Source organism: Zobellia uliginosa (assembly GCF_900156625.1).
Lineage (GTDB): Bacteria > Bacteroidota > Bacteroidia > Flavobacteriales > Flavobacteriaceae > Zobellia > Zobellia uliginosa.
The window spans coordinates 480,732-499,226 of record NZ_FTOB01000003.1; the positions used below are offsets into that span (position 1 = coordinate 480,732).

Genomic DNA, 18,495 nt, shown 5'->3' on the forward strand with positions numbered 1-18,495 from the left:
TTTAGTGAATTCGTGAAAGAGTTGTCAAAATCGAATATTAGTATATGTAGCTAGTGATCAGCGTAGTAAGCGAAGGCTCCTTCGTACAGTTCATCGGGAATGGTAATGTCTATTTCCGGTGTTCCGATGGCTGATAGAAGAACAAAATTAATGTTGCCATGTGAATTTTTCTTATCGAATTTCAAAAGTGAAAGAATCGTAGTGATGTCTTCTTTGCTGAAAACGACCTTGTCGTAATACGAAAGAAAAGTTGTCTTGATGTCCTTAAGCTCGTCTTCAGGAAAGCCGAGCAATTCTTTTGATAGGTAGGCTTCCAATATCATTCCGATGCCGATGGCCTCCCCATGTAAAAGTGTTTTGTGTGTCTTGCTTTCAAGAAAATACGATTCTATGGCGTGCCCTAGGGTGTGACCGTAGTTGAGTATTTTTCTAAGGTTTTGTTCGGTAGGGTCTTGTAGGACTACCTCGTTTTTAATGACTACGGAGTCATATATCAAATCGTCTATATGAATAAAGTCTTTTACTTTTTTAAGGGCTTCCCAGTATGTTTTGTTTTGAATAAGGCCATGCTTGAGCATTTCGGCAAAACCGCTACGTAGTTGTCTTTCTTCCAGGGTCTTTAAGAAGCTGGTGATAATCAAGACCATTTGCGGTTGGTTGATCACGCCGATTTGGTTTTTTAAGGGGCCTAGGTCGACCCCTGTTTTACCGCCCACGGAAGCGTCAACCATAGATAGTAGGGTAGTAGGTACATTTATGAAATCTATTCCTCTTTTAAAAGTCGATGCCACAAATCCCCCTAAATCAGTAAGTACCCCGCCGCCTAGGTTGATAACTAGGCTTTTTCGGTCCCCGTCGAGTTCCGATAAAGCGTTCCAAACGCCGACGCAGGTTTCGATGTTTTTGTTTTCTTCCCCAGATTCGATTTCTATAATCTCAAAATCATAATCGCCCCGTACCTGTGCTAAAAAATTGGGCAGACAATGTGTGTGCGTGTTTTCGTCTACCAAGATGAATATTTTGGAATAGGTTTTTTCCGACAAGTGGGTGTTCAGTGCGTCGTAAGCCCTTTGGTTGAAATGTACGGCGTAAGATGATGTTGTTATAGATTGCATTAAAGGTTGATTTTTTGCTTCCGCTATTGCGGTGATAATTTTAACGACCAATTCACAAAATAAAGCATATTTTTTCTCTAAAGAATACAATTTCTGTCTTTATATTTGGTCCCGCTAGAAATCATAATAAATGAAACGAATTTTTGAAGATACTGCAACGGCTTTTGCCTTGAAAACGGACTCCGAACTGGAGCGTGCCTATTTTTTGTTCCGGATGATCGCCAATGAGCCTTTGGTCAGGATCGGTACCGCAATGACGAATTTTGCGATTAAGGCCCATCTTCCTGTTGAAGGGTTGATACGGGCAACGGTTTTTGATCATTTCTGTGGAGGGGTCAGTGAAAAGGATTGTATGCCGGTAGTGGATAAGATGTACACTAAAAATGTATGTTCGGTTTTAGATTATTCGGTAGAGGGAAAGGATACGGAAGATCCTTTTGATGATGCTATGGATATGATCTTAAAAGTGTTGGACTTTGTAAAGGAAAAGGATGCTATTCCCTTTGCGGTTTTTAAGCCTACCGGATATGGTAGGTTCGCCCTTTTTCAAAAACTGTCGGAAGGAAAGTCGCTAAGCGATAAAGAGCAGGAAGAGTGGGAAAGGGTGGTGACCCGATTTGACAAGACCTGTAAAAAAGCCCATGATCTAGATGTTAGTCTGCTTATCGATGCCGAAGAAAGCTGGATGCAAGATGCCGCGGATCAGCTTGTAGAGGAAATGATGCGCAAGTACAATAAAGAAAAGGCGATAGTGTTCAATACCCTTCAGATGTATCGTTGGGATCGGTTGGACTACTTGAAGCAATTGGAAAAACGCGCCGGACAGGAAGGCTTTAAAATAGGGGTAAAAGTTGTGCGGGGCGCCTATATGGAAAAGGAGAATGAAAGGGCAGAGGAAAAAGGCTATAGGTCGCCTATCTGTCCCTCGAAAAAAGAAACCGATGAGAATTTTGATAATGCCGTCGCGTATATTGTAAACCATCTAGATGCGATTTCCATCTTTGCGGGAACGCATAATGAGGAAAGCTCGTATAAGTTGATGGCATTGATGGCTGAAAAAGGAATTACCCATAACGATAACCGTGTTTGGTTTGGGCAGTTATATGGTATGAGCGATCATATATCCTTCAACTTGGCCAATGCCGATTACAATGTGGCCAAGTACCTGCCATTTGGGCCCGTGCGCGATGTTATGCCTTATCTGATACGCCGTGCTGAAGAAAATACTTCGGTGGCCGGGCAGACGACTCGTGAGTTGTCCCTTCTAAAAAAGGAACGGCAACGAAGAAAAATATAGAGAATAAAAGACCCGGAAAGATAATTTTTTCGGGTTTTTTTATGGGTAAGAAATAGATTCTAAAAGTGCTTTTTCCTTGCAATTCCTAATTTTGAGGATGGCTTCCCTCTCTTTGATGGAACCTTCTATAATGTAGGTTTTGCATGGTGTGGTCTTGGTTTCGCTATTTGAAAAATCAACGTCGCCATTTCTTAAGATATTGAGGATGTCGAGGGTGTCGATTTTCTTTTCGGAAAACAGTCGGTTGACTTCCTCGGAATAGGACATAGGTTTCGAACGGATATCCTTTAGGGTCCTGCAATTCGGAAAATAGCAGAACTCCGTGCCAGTTTCCTCTGATTTTTTCTTTAGGAAAAAGGTTAAAAAAACTATTCCTATGGAAAGTCCTACTAGGTAAAAGCCCAAACGTTTTAAAAAATCCATTCTTTGCTGTTGCTGAAATTAGTGCCTTTGTCAATTCCTTGGTCAAATAGTTACTGTTGAAATCCGATGATCCAAAGCGAAGGCAAAAATAGCAATAAACCTTCTATCTATGACGGGCAAGTGCCATAGATGCGAAAATAAAGCTTTAAAAAATAAGGAAATTAATGTCACTGTACTGTAAATCAAACCATTCGCCTACCGATTTGTTTGTTAGTATACCGTGGTACATGTAAAGCCCGTTTCGCAATCCTTTGTCAAAGCGAAGCGAATTTTCGAGTCCTCCGTTTTCTCCCAGCTCCAATAAGTATGGGGTGAATATATTGCTGATCGATAAGGTGGCCGTTTTTGGGTATCTCGATGGGATGTTGGGTACCCCGTAGTGGATTACCCCGTACTTTTCAATGGTGGGTTTGTTGTGTGTGGTAAGTACGCTGGTTTCAAAGCAGCCACCCATATCGATGCTGACATCAATGATAACGGCTCCCTTTTTCATATGCTCTACCATACTGCTGGTAACCACGACGGGAGATCGGTCCTTTCCGCGGGTAGCGCCAATGGCGACATCACAACGTTTCAGCGACTTCAATAGGTTCTTGGGTTGAATGGTAGAGGTGTATACCGTTTGTCTAAGGTTTGATTGAATACTTCGCAGTTTGGAGATGGAATTGTCAAAAATCTTTACGTTGGCTCCAAGTCCTAAAGCTGAACGGGCGGCAAATTCACCGACGGTCCCTGCGCCGATAATGACGACCTCTACAGGGGGTACCCCGCTTATGTTTCCGAACATGAGTCCATTACCGTCGTTGGTAGCGGCCATGATCTCAGAAGCGATAAGAACCGAAGATATTCCGGCAATCTCGCTTAATGAGCGTACGGCAGGATATTTTCCGTCTTCGTCGCGTATGTATTCAAAGGCGATGGCGGTAATTCTTTTCTTGGCCATTTTTTCAAAATAGGCCTTACTCTGGGTTTTGATTTGCAGGGCGGAAATAATGGTCGCTTGCGGATTCATCATTTCGATTTCCAAGAGTGTAGGGGGCTCCACCTTCAGTAAGAGCGGGCAAGAAAAAACTTTCTTGGTATCTCGGGTTATTTCGCCTCCGGCATTCGTGTATTCTAAATCGGTGTAATTGGCGCCTTCCCCGGCTCCGGATTCGATAAGGACCCGGTGTCCGTTCGATGTAATGGCGTTAACGGCGTCAGGGGTCAGGCAAACGCGCTGTTCCTGATATTGGTTTTCTTTGGGAATGCCTATAAAAAGCTCTCCTTTTTGACGAAGAACTTCCAGAGTTTCCTCTTGTGGAAGCAGCTGTTGCTTGCTGAAAGGAGAAGGTGGTCGATCCATAGTTTTTCTTCTAATCGTATCTTAGTCGATCAGCAGTAAAAATACGATAATTTGTTGGATTTTTGGCAGTATTAGCCGATTCAACGACTTAAAAATGGGGTGATTTTAAAATTTAAATTGTAGCCAATTACTTATTTTATGCTGGGCTTGTTTTAAGGAATTGCCTTTCTCCGAATTGGGTTGTTCGACCTTATCGGTATCTGCGGTATTTTCGTCTTCATCGGCCTTATCCGCAGTTTCTGATGAGATGAATTTATCGAGCTTGGCATTTTCCTCGCGTGAGGCCTGCTTTTTCTTTAAGGCGGTAAGTTCGGCTTCCATGGCTTCTAAATCGATACCGTGTACATATTTGTCTACCAGTTTGATCCTGATGAAGTAAACTAGGGGAATTACGACCATACATACAGGCAAAAGCCAAATAATATTTTTGGTGTCTACGATGTTGTCTTCGGAATACAGTACTTCATATATCTGAAATGCGTACATGGTAGCCGGAATTAAGATAATATGGTACCACCAATGTTTGCAAGTTAGAAACCAAAGGATGAACAGATAGAAAGGGACGATTTTACTAAGTAAAAACCAGGCAAACGTATTTAGGTCTGCAAAACCATGATTGTTGATTTCCAGTCCTAGAATATTTATGGTAGCATTAGGTTCGCTTGGTAGATATTGGTGTAGTTTGAAAACAAAAGGAGAAAGTATGATAAGAAGGACCCCAATGGAGTCCATGAGGATTTTTTTACGCGCTTTTTTCCTAGTTTCTGGGTGTTCGTTTTGCATTGTTTTTCTCAAGAATGGCCATTGCTTAGTTCTTGAAACGAAAAAAAGGGTAATTTATTGATTACCCTTTGAAATATATTTATTTTTTTTTCAAGCCTGCTATTTTCTGGCTTGGGAAGGAATTTTTGTTTTGTCAACAAAGCTCTGTTTTTTGGCTTGGGAAGGGATTTTTGTTTTGTCTACAAAACTTTGCTTTTTGGCTTGTGAAGGGATTTTTGTTTTGTCCACAAAACCTTTGTTCGCTTGTGAAGGGATTTTTCTCTTATCCACTCCTTGTTCGTATACAGAATCTTCATCGGCGGTTGATGAATCACAAGATACGGCTAACAAGGTTACACATGCCAAAAGGCCAAACGCTAGTTTTTTCATTTTCAGGGGTTTTAAATTGTACATTAATTAGTTATTTCTCTCAAATGTAGGAAAAAAAATCTCTGATTGTACGTCTATAAATGTTAAAAAGAGCAATTTGTCCGATAAGATTGTATTTGGCCTAATTTAACAAGTTTTGCACAATAAATTTCAATATAGAACGATGTTTTTTGCTTTTTGTCCCTAAGCCTTACTCTTTTAGCTTAATTCGCCTTGTGTGTATGTCTATTATTTCTATCTCTATTTCGGAACTGTCTAAGGGGAGAAAGGACTCGATTTTTTCGGGCCATTCTATAAAGACATAGACGCCTTGGTTTAGGTAATCCTCCAGTCCCATGTCTAAAGCCTCGGTCTCATCGTTCAGGCGGTAAAAGTCAAAATGATAGGCTAGCAGTTGTCCGTTTTCGTTTTGGTATTCGTTCACAATGCCGAAAGTGGGACTATTGCCTGCGTCGCTTACCCCAAGGTTTTTGGCGATAGCCTTGATCAGGGTGGTTTTTCCTGCTCCCATAGGGGCGCGGAAGAGAAGGGTTTTGTTAGGGGCCTTGGCGATTACCGCTGCGGCAACCTTGTCGATTTCACTTTCCGTATAGATAGTCTCCATGATATATAAAGGTTATTTGGGGGATAAGACTATAAAGGGGATTATCATTTCTTCCAATGAGATTCCGCCATGTTGATAGGTGTTACGATAGTAGCTCACGTAATGGTTGTAGTTGTTGGGGTAGGCAAAAAACAAATCGTTTTTCGCGAATATAAACGAACTGCTCATATTGATACGCGGTAAATGGATTTCGGTCGGGTCTTTAGCGGCCAAAACGTCCTTTTCTTCGTAGGTAAGGCTTCTTCCGGTCTTATATCTAAGGTTGAGGCTCGTTTCCTTGTCTCCTATGACCTTTGAAGGTTGTTTTACGTTGATCGTTCCGTGGTCGGTGGTGATGATCAATTTCATGCCCATCTGTTGGGCCTGTTGTATTATCTCCAATAACGGAGAGTTCTTAAACCAACTCTGGGTAAGCGATCGGTAGGCTTTGTCGTTACTGGCCAGTTCTTTTATGACCTCCATTTCTGTTTTTGAATGCGAGATCATGTCCACAAAGTTGTATACGAGTACGCTTAGGTCGTTGTCTTTTTGCGATTTAAAATTTTGCGATAGGTTTTTACCTTGCTTAAGGGTGCTGATTTTATGGTACTCCCATTTTATGTCAAGTCCCAGTCGCTTGATTTGCGCTCCTAAGAAATCGGCTTCATACAGGTTTTTTCCGCCTTCTTCCGTATCGTTTTTCCACCAATCGGGGTGTTTTTTCTCCATGGCCAATGGGGTTAGGCCGGAAAAAATGGCGTTACGCGCATACTGGGTAGCGGTAGGCAAAATGCTGAAATAAGATTCTTCCTTGGTTTTCTTATAGAATGAACTTACGGTATCTTCAAAGGCGTACCACTGGTCGTAGCGTAGGTTGTCGATTACAAGGAGTAGGGTGGGGCCTTCTTTTAATTCGGGCTGGACGAGTTCCTTGAACAGACGGTGGGAGAGTACGGGGCCATCGCCGTCGAACCAGCTTTCGTAATTTCGCTCGACGAATTTTCCGAAATGGGTGTTGGCTTCGGCTTTTTGTGATTCGAGAATTTCGAACATACTGCTGTCTTCAATGTCTTCGAGTCGAAGTTCCCAATAGATCAGTCGCTTGTATAGGTCTACCCATTCTTCCACGCAATTTACCATGGAAAGGTCCATGGCAATTTTTCGGAACTCCTGTTGGTAGTTGGAGGTGGTTTTTTCTGACACCAGGCGCGAATGGTCCAAATTCTTCTTTAAGGACAAAAGAATTTGGTTCGGGTTGACGGGTTTTATAAGGTAATCGGCAATTTTGGAGCCGATGGCCTCTTCCATAATGAATTCTTCCTCGCTCTTGGTTATCATTACCACGGGAAGCGATAGATCTATTTTTTTTATCTCCGCCAAGGTTTCCAGCCCTGAGATACCGGGCATGTTTTCATCTAAAAAAACGATGTCTACTTGAGATTGCTGTAGCTCTTCCAAAGCTTCTTGGCCGCTCTGACAGGTTATGACATCGTAGTTTTTTCCTTGGAGAAATATTATATGTGGTTTGAGTAGATCGATTTCGTCATCTACCCATAATATGGTGATTTTATTCATTCAATTATAGTATTGCTTCGTTTCTTAAAGGCGAAATTTATGATTTTAAACCTGCTTATGCTATCAAAATATTAATTTACCGAGTTTATTACTTTCGCTTTTAACTAACTTTACCATCGTGAACATTGCAAAGCAACAGCCATTTTGATAAATTCTAGAAAGCTTAAAATTTTTAATGATCCAATTTACGGATTTATTACAATTCCTAACGGACTAATATTCGACTTGATCGGGCATCCTTACTTTCAGCGTTTGAGAAGGATTTCCCAAATGGGACTGTCGTATCTGGTTTATCCAGGGGCGCACCATACAAGGTTTCATCATGCCTTGGGCTCTATGCATCTTATGCAGAAGGCCTTACAGGTTTTGAAGTATAAAGGGGTCGATATTACCGAAGAAGAGGAGGAAGGCCTGTGTTGTGCCATCCTTTTGCACGACATCGGGCACGGACCTTTTTCCCATGCCATGGAACACAGTATAGTAGAGAGTACGGACCACGAGTATATTTCATTGCAGTTTATGCATGCCCTGAACGAAATCTTTGACGGTCGGCTTTCGATGGCCATTTCAATTTTTAAGGGGCAGTACGAAAAACGCTTTTTGAACCAATTGGTGTCGAGTCAACTGGATATGGATCGACTCGATTACTTGAAGCGTGACAGTTTTTATACCGGTGTAGCCGAAGGCAATATCAATTCGGAACGATTGATTACCATGCTCAACGTAGTTGGTGGCAACCTGGTAGTTGAGGAAAAAGGAATTTATTCCGTCGAGAAATTTCTGATGGCCCGTCGTTTCATGTATTGGCAGGTTTACTTACACAAAACAGGAATTGTGGCCGAACAGTTGTTGATCCGAATTCTCAAGCGGGCCAAGGAAATTATGGGGGAAGGACAGGTCATTGTATGTAGTGATGCCCTCCGTTTTTTTATGGAGCACCGAATCGAAAAGGAAAATTTTGATCTTAAAATATTGAATATTTTTTCAAAACTTGACGACGTTGATGTCTTGGGGGCTATAAAATCATGGCAAGATCACGATGATTTTATCCTTTCCAAGCTTTGTGAGATGTTAATAAATCGGTGGTTTCTCAAGGTGAAATTGAAGAATAGTCCTATAGCCGATACCGTTTTTCAAAAGCATACATCGCGTGTAAGGGAAAAATATACGCTTACGGAAAGTGAGGCGGCCTATTTTGTTTTTAAGGGGGTGATTGAAAACCGGGCCTACGACCGTCATCATCAGAACATCAATATTTTAAGAAAGAACAAGAAGCTTATTGATGTAGCAAAGGCTTCCGATCAGTTGAATCTGAAAGCGCTCTCAAAAACGGTTACCAAATATTATATCTGTTATCCCAAAGATTCTGTTTAACAATTTTTCTTACTTTTGTGCTCATGGTATTTACAGCAGGTCAAATTGCAGGTATTTTAGAAGGAGAACTACACGGAAACCCAGAGGTGACCGTTCATAAATTGGCCAAGATAGAAGAGGGCGAGGAAGGTGCATTGACCTTTTTGGCAAATCCGAAGTATACTTCACATATATATTCCACGAAGGCATCCGTCACTATAGTGAATAAGGATTTTGTCCCTGAGCACCCGCTCGAGACCATTCTTATTAAAGTGGATGATGCTTACGAGGCCTTTTCAAAAATTTTGGAGTTCTACAATCAGGTAAAGAATAACAAGACGGGAATAGAGGAACCGGTGTTTAAATCGGAGACGGCCAAATACGGTGCCGACTTCTACCTCGGTGCTTTTTCCTATCTCGGTAATAACGTTACCATTGGGGATAACGTAAAAATACACCCTAATGTATACGTTGGCGACAATGTAAGCATTGCCAACAACGTTACCATATTTGCCGGGGCCAAAATTTACTCCGAAACGGTTATAGGAAATAATTGTGTCATTAACAGTGGTGTCGTTATAGGTGCGGATGGCTTTGGATTTAGCCCGAATAAAGACGGTGAATTTCAAAAAGTGCCCCAGACCGGTAATGTTATCCTTGAAGATAACGTTGATATAGGGGCTGGTACCACAATAGATAGGGCTACTTTAGGTTCTACTATTTTGAGAAAGGGCGTCAAACTAGACAATCAGATTCAAATAGCACATAACGTAGAAATCGGTGAGCATACCGTTATTGCCGCGCAAACAGGCATTGCAGGGTCTACCAAGATAGGTAAGCATTGTATGATCGGTGGCCAGGTCGGTATCGTTGGCCATATTACGATAGGAGACAACGTTAAAATCCAGGCCCAATCGGGTATCGGTCGAAATATAAAGAGTAATGAGGTATTGCAGGGATCTCCTGCCTTGAATTACGGAGACTACAATAAGTCGTATGTTTACTTTAAGAATTTACCGAAGATTTTAAATAGAATTGACGAACTGGAAAAAAACTACAGCGATCAATACAAGAATGAAACAGAGAACCATTAAGAAAGAGGTTATTTTAAAAGGCGTGGGTCTTCACACCGGCGCAGAAGTAACCATGAAATTTGTTCCCGCAGCAGAGAATCACGGGTACGCATTCAAGAGGGTAGACCTAGAGGGTGAGCCTATTATTGAGGCCGATGCCAACTATGTGGTGAACACACAAAGAGGTACCAACTTGGAAAAGAGAGGGGTTAAAATACAGACTTCAGAGCATGTATTGGCCGCTTTGGTAGGTATGGAAATCGACAATGTACTCATTGAACTCGATGCTCCCGAACCTCCTATTATGGATGGTTCGTCAAAATTCTTTGTGGAAGCCTTGGAGGAAGCGGGTGTTGAAGAACAGAATGCGGAAAGGGAAGAATATATCGTAAAAGACGTTATCTCATACAAAGATGAGGCAACGGGTAGTGAAATTACCGTTATTCCGGCAGAGAATTACCAAGTGACTACCATGGTGGACTTTGGTACTAAAGTGCTGGGAACGCAGAATGCCACCTTGGAGCGATTGTCCGATTTTAAGGATGAAATCTCGGAGGCCCGTACCTTTAGCTTCCTTCATGAATTGGAGATGCTTTTGGAAAACGGACTTATAAAAGGTGGTGACCTGAACAATGCTATCGTATATGTTGACAAGGAAATTTCCGAGGAAACCATGCGCAAGCTTGAAAATGCTTTCAATAAAAAGAAGCTTTCGGTAAAGCCTAATGGAATATTGGATAACCTTACCTTGCATCAGCCCAATGAGGCCGCTAGGCATAAATTACTAGATGTGATCGGTGATTTGGCCTTGGCCGGTACCCGAATTCGCGGAAAGGTAATAGCGAACAAGCCAGGGCATCACGTGAATACCCAGTTCGCTAAAAAAATAGCGAAAATCATAAAACTTGAAAAGCGAAACAGCGTACCGAAGTACGACTTGGACAAGCAGCCTTTAATGGATATCCACCAGATTATGGATATGTTGCCACATAGGCCTCCATTTTTGTTGATCGACCGTATTTTGGAACTTTCCGATAGCCACGTTGTGGGGATGAAGAATGTTACCATGAATGAACCTTTCTTTGTAGGCCACTTTCCGGGAGCACCGGTGATGCCAGGGGTTCTTCAGGTTGAGGCTATGGCGCAGACGGGTGGTATTTTGGTGCTTAGTACGGTTCCGGATCCCGAGAATTATCTTACTTTGTTTATGAAGATAGACAATGTAAAGTTCAAACAAAAAGTATTACCTGGTGATACGCTTATTTTTCACTGTAGCTTGATTTCACCTATCCGTAGGGGTATTTGCCACATGCAGGCCTATGCCTATGCCAATGGAAAATTGGTTTGTGAAGCTGAAATGATGGCGCAAATCGTAAAAAAGAAATAGTATGAACCAACCCCTGGCCTATATTCACCCGGGCGCAAAAATTGCTAAAAACGTTGTGGTGGAGCCTTTTACCACAATTCATAATAATGTAACGATAGGTGATGGCACTTGGATCGGTTCTAATGTAACCATAATGGAAGGCGCACGTATTGGGAAGAATTGTAATATTTTTCCGGGAGCCGTGATTTCCGCTCCGCCCCAAGACTTAAAATATAACGGAGAAGATACCATTGTAACCATTGGGGACAACACCACCATTCGGGAGTGTGCCACCATTCATAAGGGTACCTCCGATAGACATAAGACCGTAATAGGTAAGAATTGCCTGATTATGGCATATTGCCATATAGCCCACGATTGCATTGTGGGAGATAATTGTATCTTTTCGAACAATTCAACCCTTGCCGGTCATGTTACCATCGGGGATAACGTTATTTTGGCGGGCTTGGTGGCCGTGCACCAATTTGTATCGGTAGGCCAGCATGCCTTCGTTACGGGCGGGTCATTGGTAAGAAAAGATGTGCCGCCCTTTGTGAAGGCGGCCCGTGAACCTTTATCCTACGTAGGAATCAATTCTGTAGGCTTGCGTAGACGTGGTTTTCCTTCGGAAAAAATCCGCGAAATTCAGAATATCTATCGTATTCTTTATCAAAAACACTACAACAATTCACAGGCAACTCAAATTATAGAGGCTGAAATGGAAGCAACACCCGAAAGGGACGAAATCCTTCAGTTTATAAGAGATTCCCAACGTGGAATCATGAAGGGGTATTTTAGCAATAATTAATCATAGAATTAAGACGGAAACCAAATCATCGTAGGATAAAAATGGCCTCCGTTAAGGATCGTTAATAAAACAGTAAATTAGAAATGGCATCAACATCAGATATTAGAAAAGGGCTTTGTATCCGTTATAATAACGATATATATAAAATCATTGATTTTTTACACGTAAAACCCGGGAAAGGACCGGCTTTTGTTCGTACAAAGTTGAAGAGCGTTTCGTCGGGAAAGGTATTGGACAATACTTTTTCTGCAGGCCATAAAATTGAAGATGTGCGAGTTGAGACCCGTACCTACCAATTTTTGTACGCCGAAGGTGAAACCTATCACTTTATGAATACCGATGATTATAACCAGATTACCCTTCAAGAAAGTGCGCTTGATGCTCCTGGGTTGTTAAAGGAAGGAGAAGTGGTAAAGATTCTTTTCAACACGGAGGACAGTATGCCGTTAGCGGTAGAGATGCCCGCCAGTGTTATTCTGGAAGTCACCTATACCGAACCGGGCGTAAAAGGAAATACGGCTACTAATGCCACAAAGCCCGCCAAAGTTGAAACAGGGGCAGAGGTCAACGTGCCATTGTTTATCAATGAAGGGGACAAAATCAAGATAGATACCGAAAAGGGTAGCTATATGGAGCGTGTCAAGGAGTAACGAATCTTGACAGCACGCTTTTATCAGACGCTTTTCTTTTAGTAATAACCGTATACTACCGTCAATTGAAATTTCCAAAGCCGCATTCCCTTAAAGCTGTTGCCACCCTGATTGATTGTGAATATGTGGGGGCAGATGATTTTCAAGTTTTGGGAATGAACGAAATCCACGTTGTCGAAAGCGGGGATATCGTTTTTGTAGATCATCCGAAATATTACGATAAGGCCTTGTCTTCGAAGGCTACGATAGTTCTTATCAATAAGAGAGTGGACTGCCCTGAAGGGAAGGCACTTTTGATCTCTGATGATCCTTTTCGTGATTTCAATAAACTTTCGCTTCACTTTAAACCTTTTGAGAGGGCTACGGCCCTTGTGTCGCCTTCTGCTGAAATTGGCGAACATACCGTAATTCAACCCAATGCATTTATTGGAAACAATGTCAAGATCGGAAGGAATTGTTTGATCCATGCCAATGTCTGTTTGTACGATAATTGTGTGATTGGTGATAATGTTATTATTCACTCGGGAACGGTTTTAGGGGGTGATGCCTTTTACTATAAAAACCGCCCTGAAGGGTTTGATAAACTGGTTTCCTGTGGTCGTGTCGTTATTGAAGACAATGTTGAAATCGGGGCACTTTGTACTATAGACAAGGGAGTTACGGGCGATACCACGATCAAGAGGGGGACGAAGTTGGACAATCAGGTCCATGTGGGGCACGATACCGTGATCGGTGAGAAATGTTTGATCGCTTCCCAGACCGGAATTGCGGGTTGTGTTATTATTGAGGATGAAGTGACTATTTGGGGGCAAGTAGGAACAAATAGTGGAATAACCATAGGAAAAAAAGCCGTAATCATGGGGCAGACCGGGGTTACAAAATCTGTCGTAGGAGGTAGGAGCTACTTTGGGACACCCATTGAAGAATCCCGCGAAAAGTTAAAGCAACTGGCCAATGTCAAAAAAATTCCGTCCATTCTCAAAAAATTAGAAGAATAATATGCGGTCTGAGTTCAGATTTCATTTGTAAACCTATATTTTTGTTACATTAAAATAAACTAGAGAGTATATGAGCGTTTTAGTCAATAAAGATTCCAAGATAATTGTTCAGGGCTTTACAGGTAGTGAAGGTACTTTTCATGCGGAACAAATGATCGAGTACGGTACCAATGTCGTAGGTGGTGTTACCCCTGGCAAAGGTGGTCAAGAACATTTAGGTAGACCGGTTTTTAACACGGTTGAAGAAGCCGTTGAAAAAGTAGGTGCGGATACAACCATTATTTTTGTGCCACCCGCTTTTGCTGCTGACGCTATTATGGAAGCTGCTAGTGCTGGTATTAAAGTCATTATAACCATTACCGAGGGTATACCCGTTGCCGACATGGTAAAGGCCTCTAATTACATCAAGCATATGGATTGCCGTTTGGTAGGTCCTAACTGTCCCGGTGTTATTACCCCAGGTGAAGCTAAAGTTGGTATTATGCCAGGTTTCGTTTTCAAAAAGGGAAATGTGGGTATCGTGTCTAAATCAGGTACGTTGACCTATGAAGCTGCCGATCAGGTAGTTCGTCAGGGCTTAGGTATTACTACGGCCATCGGAATAGGTGGTGACCCGATTATCGGAACCACTACAAAGGAAGCCGTTGAGCTTTTGATCAATGATCCCGAAACCGAATGTGTCGTTATGATCGGTGAGATAGGTGGACAATTGGAGGCTGATGCCGCCAAATGGTACAAAGAAAGTGGTAGCAAGAAGCCTGTAGTAGGTTTTATTGCCGGTGAAACTGCTCCCGCAGGAAGAACCATGGGCCATGCTGGTGCTATTGTAGGAGGAAGCGATGATACGGCTCAGGCTAAGAAGAAAATCATGAGGGAGCACGGAATTCACGTGGTGGATTCTCCTGCGGAAATCGGATTAAAAGTTAAGGAAGTTATGGGGTAATTCCCTTACGGATATAAGAATCCCGTTTTCGATTTCTCGGAAACGGGATTTTTTATAGCCGTTCTATAAAACAAAACTTATATTTGGAGTAGAACAAAGCAAATTTATTTAGAGCATGAAATTGTTAGAAGGAAAAAATGCGATTATCACAGGTGCGAGTAGGGGAATTGGTACCGGTATTGCCAGGGTTTTTGCCGAAAATGGGGCCAACGTAGCCTTTACGTACAGTTCAAGTGAAGGACCGGCCTTGGAACTTGAAAAAGAATTATCAGGTTTAGGGGTTAAGGTCAAGGCCTATAAAAGTAATGCGGCCAGTTTTGAGGCGGCCGAGCAACTAGTGGCTTCGGTTTTGGAAGATTTTGGTGGAATCGACATTTTGATCAACAATGCGGGTATCACTAAAGATAACTTGCTTATGCGTATGTCGGAAGCTGATTTTGATAGCGTTATAGAAATAAATTTAAAGTCCGTTTTCAATATGACCAAGGCGGTTCAGCGTACTATGTTGAAGCAAAGAAAAGGGAGTATTGTAAACATGAGTAGCGTGGTGGGTGTTAAAGGAAACGCTGGCCAGGCCAATTATGCCGCTTCAAAGGCAGGTATGATCGGTTTTACCAAATCCGTTGCTTTGGAGTTGGGCTCAAGAAATATTAGGTGCAATGCCATAGCGCCAGGTTTTATAGAAACCGAAATGACCGCTAAGCTCGATGAAAAAGTAGTTCAGGGCTGGCGAGAAGGTATTCCGCTTAAAAGGGGCGGTTCTCCTGAAGATATTGCAAATGCCTGTCTATTTTTTGCTTCAGACCTATCGGCATATGTTACGGGCCAGGTGCTGAACGTAGATGGTGGCATGCTGACATAGCTTATATGGTCCGGAGAGGCATCAATGCCCCTCCGGACATTTGGCTTTAAAAGAAACTTCTTTAATGGATACCCAGACGATTCTCTTTATGATCTTGGCCGCAATTGTTTCGCTGGCGCTGGTGTTATTTCAATATTTCTACAAAAATAAAGGTGGCGGAAAGCTTATAATAGCTTTGTCGTTTTTGCGTTTCATAGCTTTTTTTGGGTGCTTTTTATTACTTATAAATCCCAAGTTCACCCAAAATACCTATGCTATAGAGAAAGTAGACCTTGTAGTTTTGGTCGATAACTCTTCTTCAATGGCTTCCTCAAAGGAAACCGTGAATACTATTCTTGAAGCTATTGATGGCAATCAAGCCTTGGCCGAGAAGTTCAATATAGAAAAATACAGGTTCGACAGTAGATTGGGGGCTTTCGATAGTCTGGGTTTAGATGGGCAAAATACCAATATCTCTGGAGGGTTAAAAGGGCTACAGGAGATATATGCATCAAAAAAGGCCGCGGTAGTGTTGCTTTCGGACGGAAACCAGACCCTAGGCCAAGATTATGGCTTCTACGGGCAAAATACTGCTCTTCTCGTATATCCTGTCGCTATCGGCGATACCACAAAGTATGAGGATGTGTCCCTTACCCAGGTAAACGTCAATCGCTATGCGTTTTTAAAGAACAAGTATCCCATTGAGATTTATGTGTCGTATTTCGGGAAGGATGAAATAACGGTCCCGGTTACGGTTTCTGAGGGAGGAAAAAGGGTTTTTAGGGAAAATATTACCCTTTCGGGGACAAAGAACAGTGCGGTGGTCAAAACCCTTCTCGACGCAAATTCGGTCGGGGTAAAGAATCTTCAGTTAAGTGTGGGGAGCTTGGGGAATGAAAGGAATTTGGCCAACAACAAAAGGGAAACGGTCGTAGAGGTCATCGATGAGAAAACCAAGGTGGCCATTGTGTCTAGTTTGATGCATCCGGATATAGGAACACTGAAAAAATCCATTGAGAGCAACGGGCAACGTAATGTGGTCATTAAAAAACCTACGGACTCCATGAATTCGTGGGACGATGTAGATCTTTTTATCCTGTATCAGCCCAATGCCTCGTTTAAATCGGTATTTGAATACACCGAGAAGAAACGGGCGAGTAGACTGTTGGTTACCGGGCCACAGACTGATTTCAATTTCCTCAACCGCGTACAAAAGAGTTTTACAAAAAACAGTTATAATCAAGAGGAAGAGGTGTTTGCCGTACTTAACCCGGCATTCGCCTTGTTCGGTAGTGGTGGTTTTTCCTTGACCGATTTTCCGCCGCTTAAAAGTAGTTTGGGCGATGTTGTCTTGCACGGGAAAAACGATGTGTTGTTGACCCAGCGTATCAGGGGGATAGACACCGACCAACCCTTATTGGCTTTCTTTGAAACCGAACAGGCCCAGCGAGAGGCCGTGTTTTTCGGGGAGCATATATGGAAGTGGAGAATGCAGACCTTTAGGAATGATCGTAATTTTAAGAATTTCGATGATTTTATGGGGCTGGTGATACGGTATTTGGCCACCCAAAAATCAAGGGAAAGACTGACCTTGCTCTATGAAAACGTATATGAAAATGCCAGTGGAGCCAAGGTAGAGGCAACATATTTTGACAAGGCCTTTACTTTCGATGCAAACGCCCAATTGAACCTACGGTTAAAAAATAGCGATACGGGCCAAACCCTTTCTGTACCCATGCTTTTAAAAGGAATCTACTACGAGGCCGATTTGAGCAACTTAGATGCCGGAAAGTACAGTTTTACGGTTACCGTGGCCAACGAGAACATCTCTAAATCAGGTACCTTTACGGTGCTTGATTTTGATGTGGAGAAACAGTTCGTGGCTACTAACGATGAAAAACTCGCCCGTTTGGCAAAAAATACCGGTGCCCGACTTTTTTACCCAAGTCAGACCGATGATTTGCTAGGTCAACTCACTACCGATGACCGCTATTTACCAATGCAGAAAAACGAACAAAATGTCGTATCTTTGATAGATTACGAGGTGCTCTTGGCCATTATTGTTTTAGCCTTGACGGCCGATTGGTTTATAAGGAAATATAATGGATTAATTTAATTATACATAAATGGACAAGTTACCAAAAGTTGCATTACCGGCGATTTTCGCTTTTATTCTTATTATTATATTATTATCAAAATCGGCGGTCACCATTGGGTCCGGTCAGGCAGGTGTGCTTTATAAGACTTTTGGAGGTGGTGTCGTGACCGATGAACCTCCCTTGGGAGAGGGGTTTCATGTTGTAGCGCCGTGGAACAAGGTTTTTATTTATGAAGTACGGCAACAAGAGGTTCTTGAACAAATGAATGTATTGTCAAGCAATGGATTGGATATCAAACTAGAAGCATCTGCGTGGTTTGAACCTATACGGAGTGATTTGGGAAAATTGCACCAAGAAAAAGGAGAGGCTTATGTGCAAAGGGTTTTGTTGCCAACCATTAGGTCGGCCGCCCGTTCCGTGGTAGGGCGTTATACTCCCGAGCAATTGTATTCAAGTAAGAGGGATGCCATTCAGCAAGAGATTTTTGACGAGACCGAAAAAATTGTCTCGGGGCAATATATTCAGTTGAACGAAATTTTGGTTAGGGACGTTACTTTGCCACCAACGATCAAAGACGCCATTGAGCGTAAGTTAAAACAAGAGCAAGAGTCCTTGGAATATGAGTTTAGGTTGGTTACGGCTAAGAAGGAAGCGGAAAAAGTAACCATTGAAGCCCAAGGTAAGGCAGATGCCAACCGCATTCTAAGTGCTTCTTTGAATGATCAGATTTTGAAGGATAAAGGAATCGATGCTACGCTGAAATTATCGCAATCGGCAAATACAAAGGTGGTAATCGTAGGGGGTAGTGATGGTCTTCCCTTGATTTTAGGCAATAACTAATACACGGAGTTAATTATTTTTGTTTCATTTCAAA

18 protein-coding genes are annotated in these 18,495 nt (G+C 42.3%); 11 read left to right on the forward strand and 7 right to left on the reverse strand.

Annotated features, from left to right (window positions below; translation table 11 throughout):
* Positions 1-50 precede the first annotated feature (50 nt).
* Positions 51-1,115, reverse strand: coding sequence for a 3-dehydroquinate synthase (gene aroB, locus BW980_RS10505; RefSeq protein WP_076455574.1), 1,065 nt, complete (start codon positions 1,113-1,115; stop codon positions 51-53).
* Between the two features lie 130 nt (positions 1,116-1,245).
* On the opposite strand from aroB, the gene BW980_RS10510 reads away from it, so the two are divergent.
* Positions 1,246-2,412: a proline dehydrogenase family protein gene (locus BW980_RS10510; RefSeq protein WP_076455173.1), complete on the forward strand. Its 1,167-nt coding sequence runs from the start codon at positions 1,246-1,248 to the stop codon at positions 2,410-2,412.
* A 39-nt stretch (positions 2,413-2,451) separates the two neighbouring features.
* Here the strand turns inward: BW980_RS10510 and BW980_RS10515 are convergent, their stop codons facing one another.
* The 6 genes from BW980_RS10515 to porX form a co-directional block, all read right to left on the reverse strand.
* On the reverse strand, positions 2,452-2,835 hold the full coding sequence (locus tag BW980_RS10515; protein WP_076455174.1) for a DUF4258 domain-containing protein: 384 nt from the start codon (positions 2,833-2,835) through the stop codon (positions 2,452-2,454).
* A gap of 145 nt (positions 2,836-2,980) precedes the next feature.
* On the reverse strand, positions 2,981-4,180 hold the full coding sequence (locus BW980_RS10520) for an alanine dehydrogenase (protein WP_076455175.1): 1,200 nt from the start codon (positions 4,178-4,180) through the stop codon (positions 2,981-2,983).
* A 105-nt stretch (positions 4,181-4,285) separates the two neighbouring features.
* Positions 4,286-4,963 (reverse strand): hypothetical protein, encoded by a 678-nt coding sequence (locus tag BW980_RS10525; protein WP_076455176.1) that lies wholly within the window; start codon positions 4,961-4,963, stop codon positions 4,286-4,288.
* Positions 4,964-5,062: 99 nt separating this feature from the next.
* Positions 5,063-5,332, reverse strand: coding sequence for a hypothetical protein (locus BW980_RS10530; protein ID WP_139327653.1), 270 nt, complete (start codon positions 5,330-5,332; stop codon positions 5,063-5,065).
* A gap of 190 nt (positions 5,333-5,522) precedes the next feature.
* Entirely contained in the window at positions 5,523-5,936 is a 414-nt protein-coding gene (gene tsaE / locus BW980_RS10535) for a tRNA (adenosine(37)-N6)-threonylcarbamoyltransferase complex ATPase subunit type 1 TsaE (protein WP_076455178.1), read from the reverse strand.
* Between the two features lie 12 nt (positions 5,937-5,948).
* A complete protein-coding gene (gene porX, locus BW980_RS10540; protein ID WP_076455179.1) occupies positions 5,949-7,490 on the reverse strand; it encodes a T9SS response regulator signal transducer PorX in 1,542 nt (513 codons plus the stop codon).
* A 144-nt stretch (positions 7,491-7,634) separates the two neighbouring features.
* Between porX and BW980_RS10545 the strand changes: the two genes are divergently transcribed.
* The 10 genes from BW980_RS10545 (at position 7,635) to BW980_RS10590 (ending at position 18,461) form a co-directional block, all read left to right on the forward strand.
* Complete coding sequence (locus BW980_RS10545; protein ID WP_076455180.1) at positions 7,635-8,864, forward strand: HD domain-containing protein; 1,230 nt, start codon at positions 7,635-7,637, stop codon at positions 8,862-8,864.
* Positions 8,865-8,887: 23 nt separating this feature from the next.
* A complete protein-coding gene (gene lpxD, locus BW980_RS10550) occupies positions 8,888-9,937 on the forward strand; it encodes a UDP-3-O-(3-hydroxymyristoyl)glucosamine N-acyltransferase (protein WP_076455181.1) in 1,050 nt (349 codons plus the stop codon).
* Positions 9,918-11,303, forward strand: a complete 1,386-nt coding sequence (locus BW980_RS10555) for a bifunctional UDP-3-O-[3-hydroxymyristoyl] N-acetylglucosamine deacetylase/3-hydroxyacyl-ACP dehydratase (protein WP_013995848.1) — start codon at positions 9,918-9,920, stop codon at positions 11,301-11,303. Before lpxD ends, BW980_RS10555 begins: the two co-directional genes overlap by 20 nt.
* A gap of 1 nt (position 11,304) precedes the next feature.
* Positions 11,305-12,090, forward strand: coding sequence for an acyl-ACP--UDP-N-acetylglucosamine O-acyltransferase (gene lpxA / locus BW980_RS10560; RefSeq protein WP_013995847.1), 786 nt, complete (start codon positions 11,305-11,307; stop codon positions 12,088-12,090).
* A gap of 83 nt (positions 12,091-12,173) precedes the next feature.
* Positions 12,174-12,740, forward strand: coding sequence for an elongation factor P (efp, locus tag BW980_RS10565; protein WP_076455182.1), 567 nt, complete (start codon positions 12,174-12,176; stop codon positions 12,738-12,740).
* Positions 12,741-12,805: 65 nt separating this feature from the next.
* Positions 12,806-13,738: a UDP-3-O-(3-hydroxymyristoyl)glucosamine N-acyltransferase gene (locus BW980_RS10570; RefSeq protein WP_076455183.1), complete on the forward strand. Its 933-nt coding sequence runs from the start codon at positions 12,806-12,808 to the stop codon at positions 13,736-13,738.
* 70 nt (positions 13,739-13,808) lie between these two features.
* Entirely contained in the window at positions 13,809-14,681 is an 873-nt protein-coding gene (sucD, locus tag BW980_RS10575) for a succinate--CoA ligase subunit alpha (RefSeq protein ID WP_013995844.1), read from the forward strand.
* Positions 14,682-14,796: 115 nt separating this feature from the next.
* Positions 14,797-15,543, forward strand: coding sequence for a 3-oxoacyl-[acyl-carrier-protein] reductase (gene fabG, locus BW980_RS10580; RefSeq protein ID WP_076455184.1), 747 nt, complete (start codon positions 14,797-14,799; stop codon positions 15,541-15,543).
* 64 nt (positions 15,544-15,607) lie between these two features.
* A complete protein-coding gene (locus BW980_RS10585; RefSeq protein WP_076455185.1) occupies positions 15,608-17,638 on the forward strand; it encodes a vWA domain-containing protein in 2,031 nt (676 codons plus the stop codon).
* 10 nt (positions 17,639-17,648) lie between these two features.
* Positions 17,649-18,461, forward strand: coding sequence for a prohibitin family protein (locus tag BW980_RS10590; protein WP_076455186.1), 813 nt, complete (start codon positions 17,649-17,651; stop codon positions 18,459-18,461).
* The last annotated feature ends 34 nt before the right edge of the window (positions 18,462-18,495 follow it).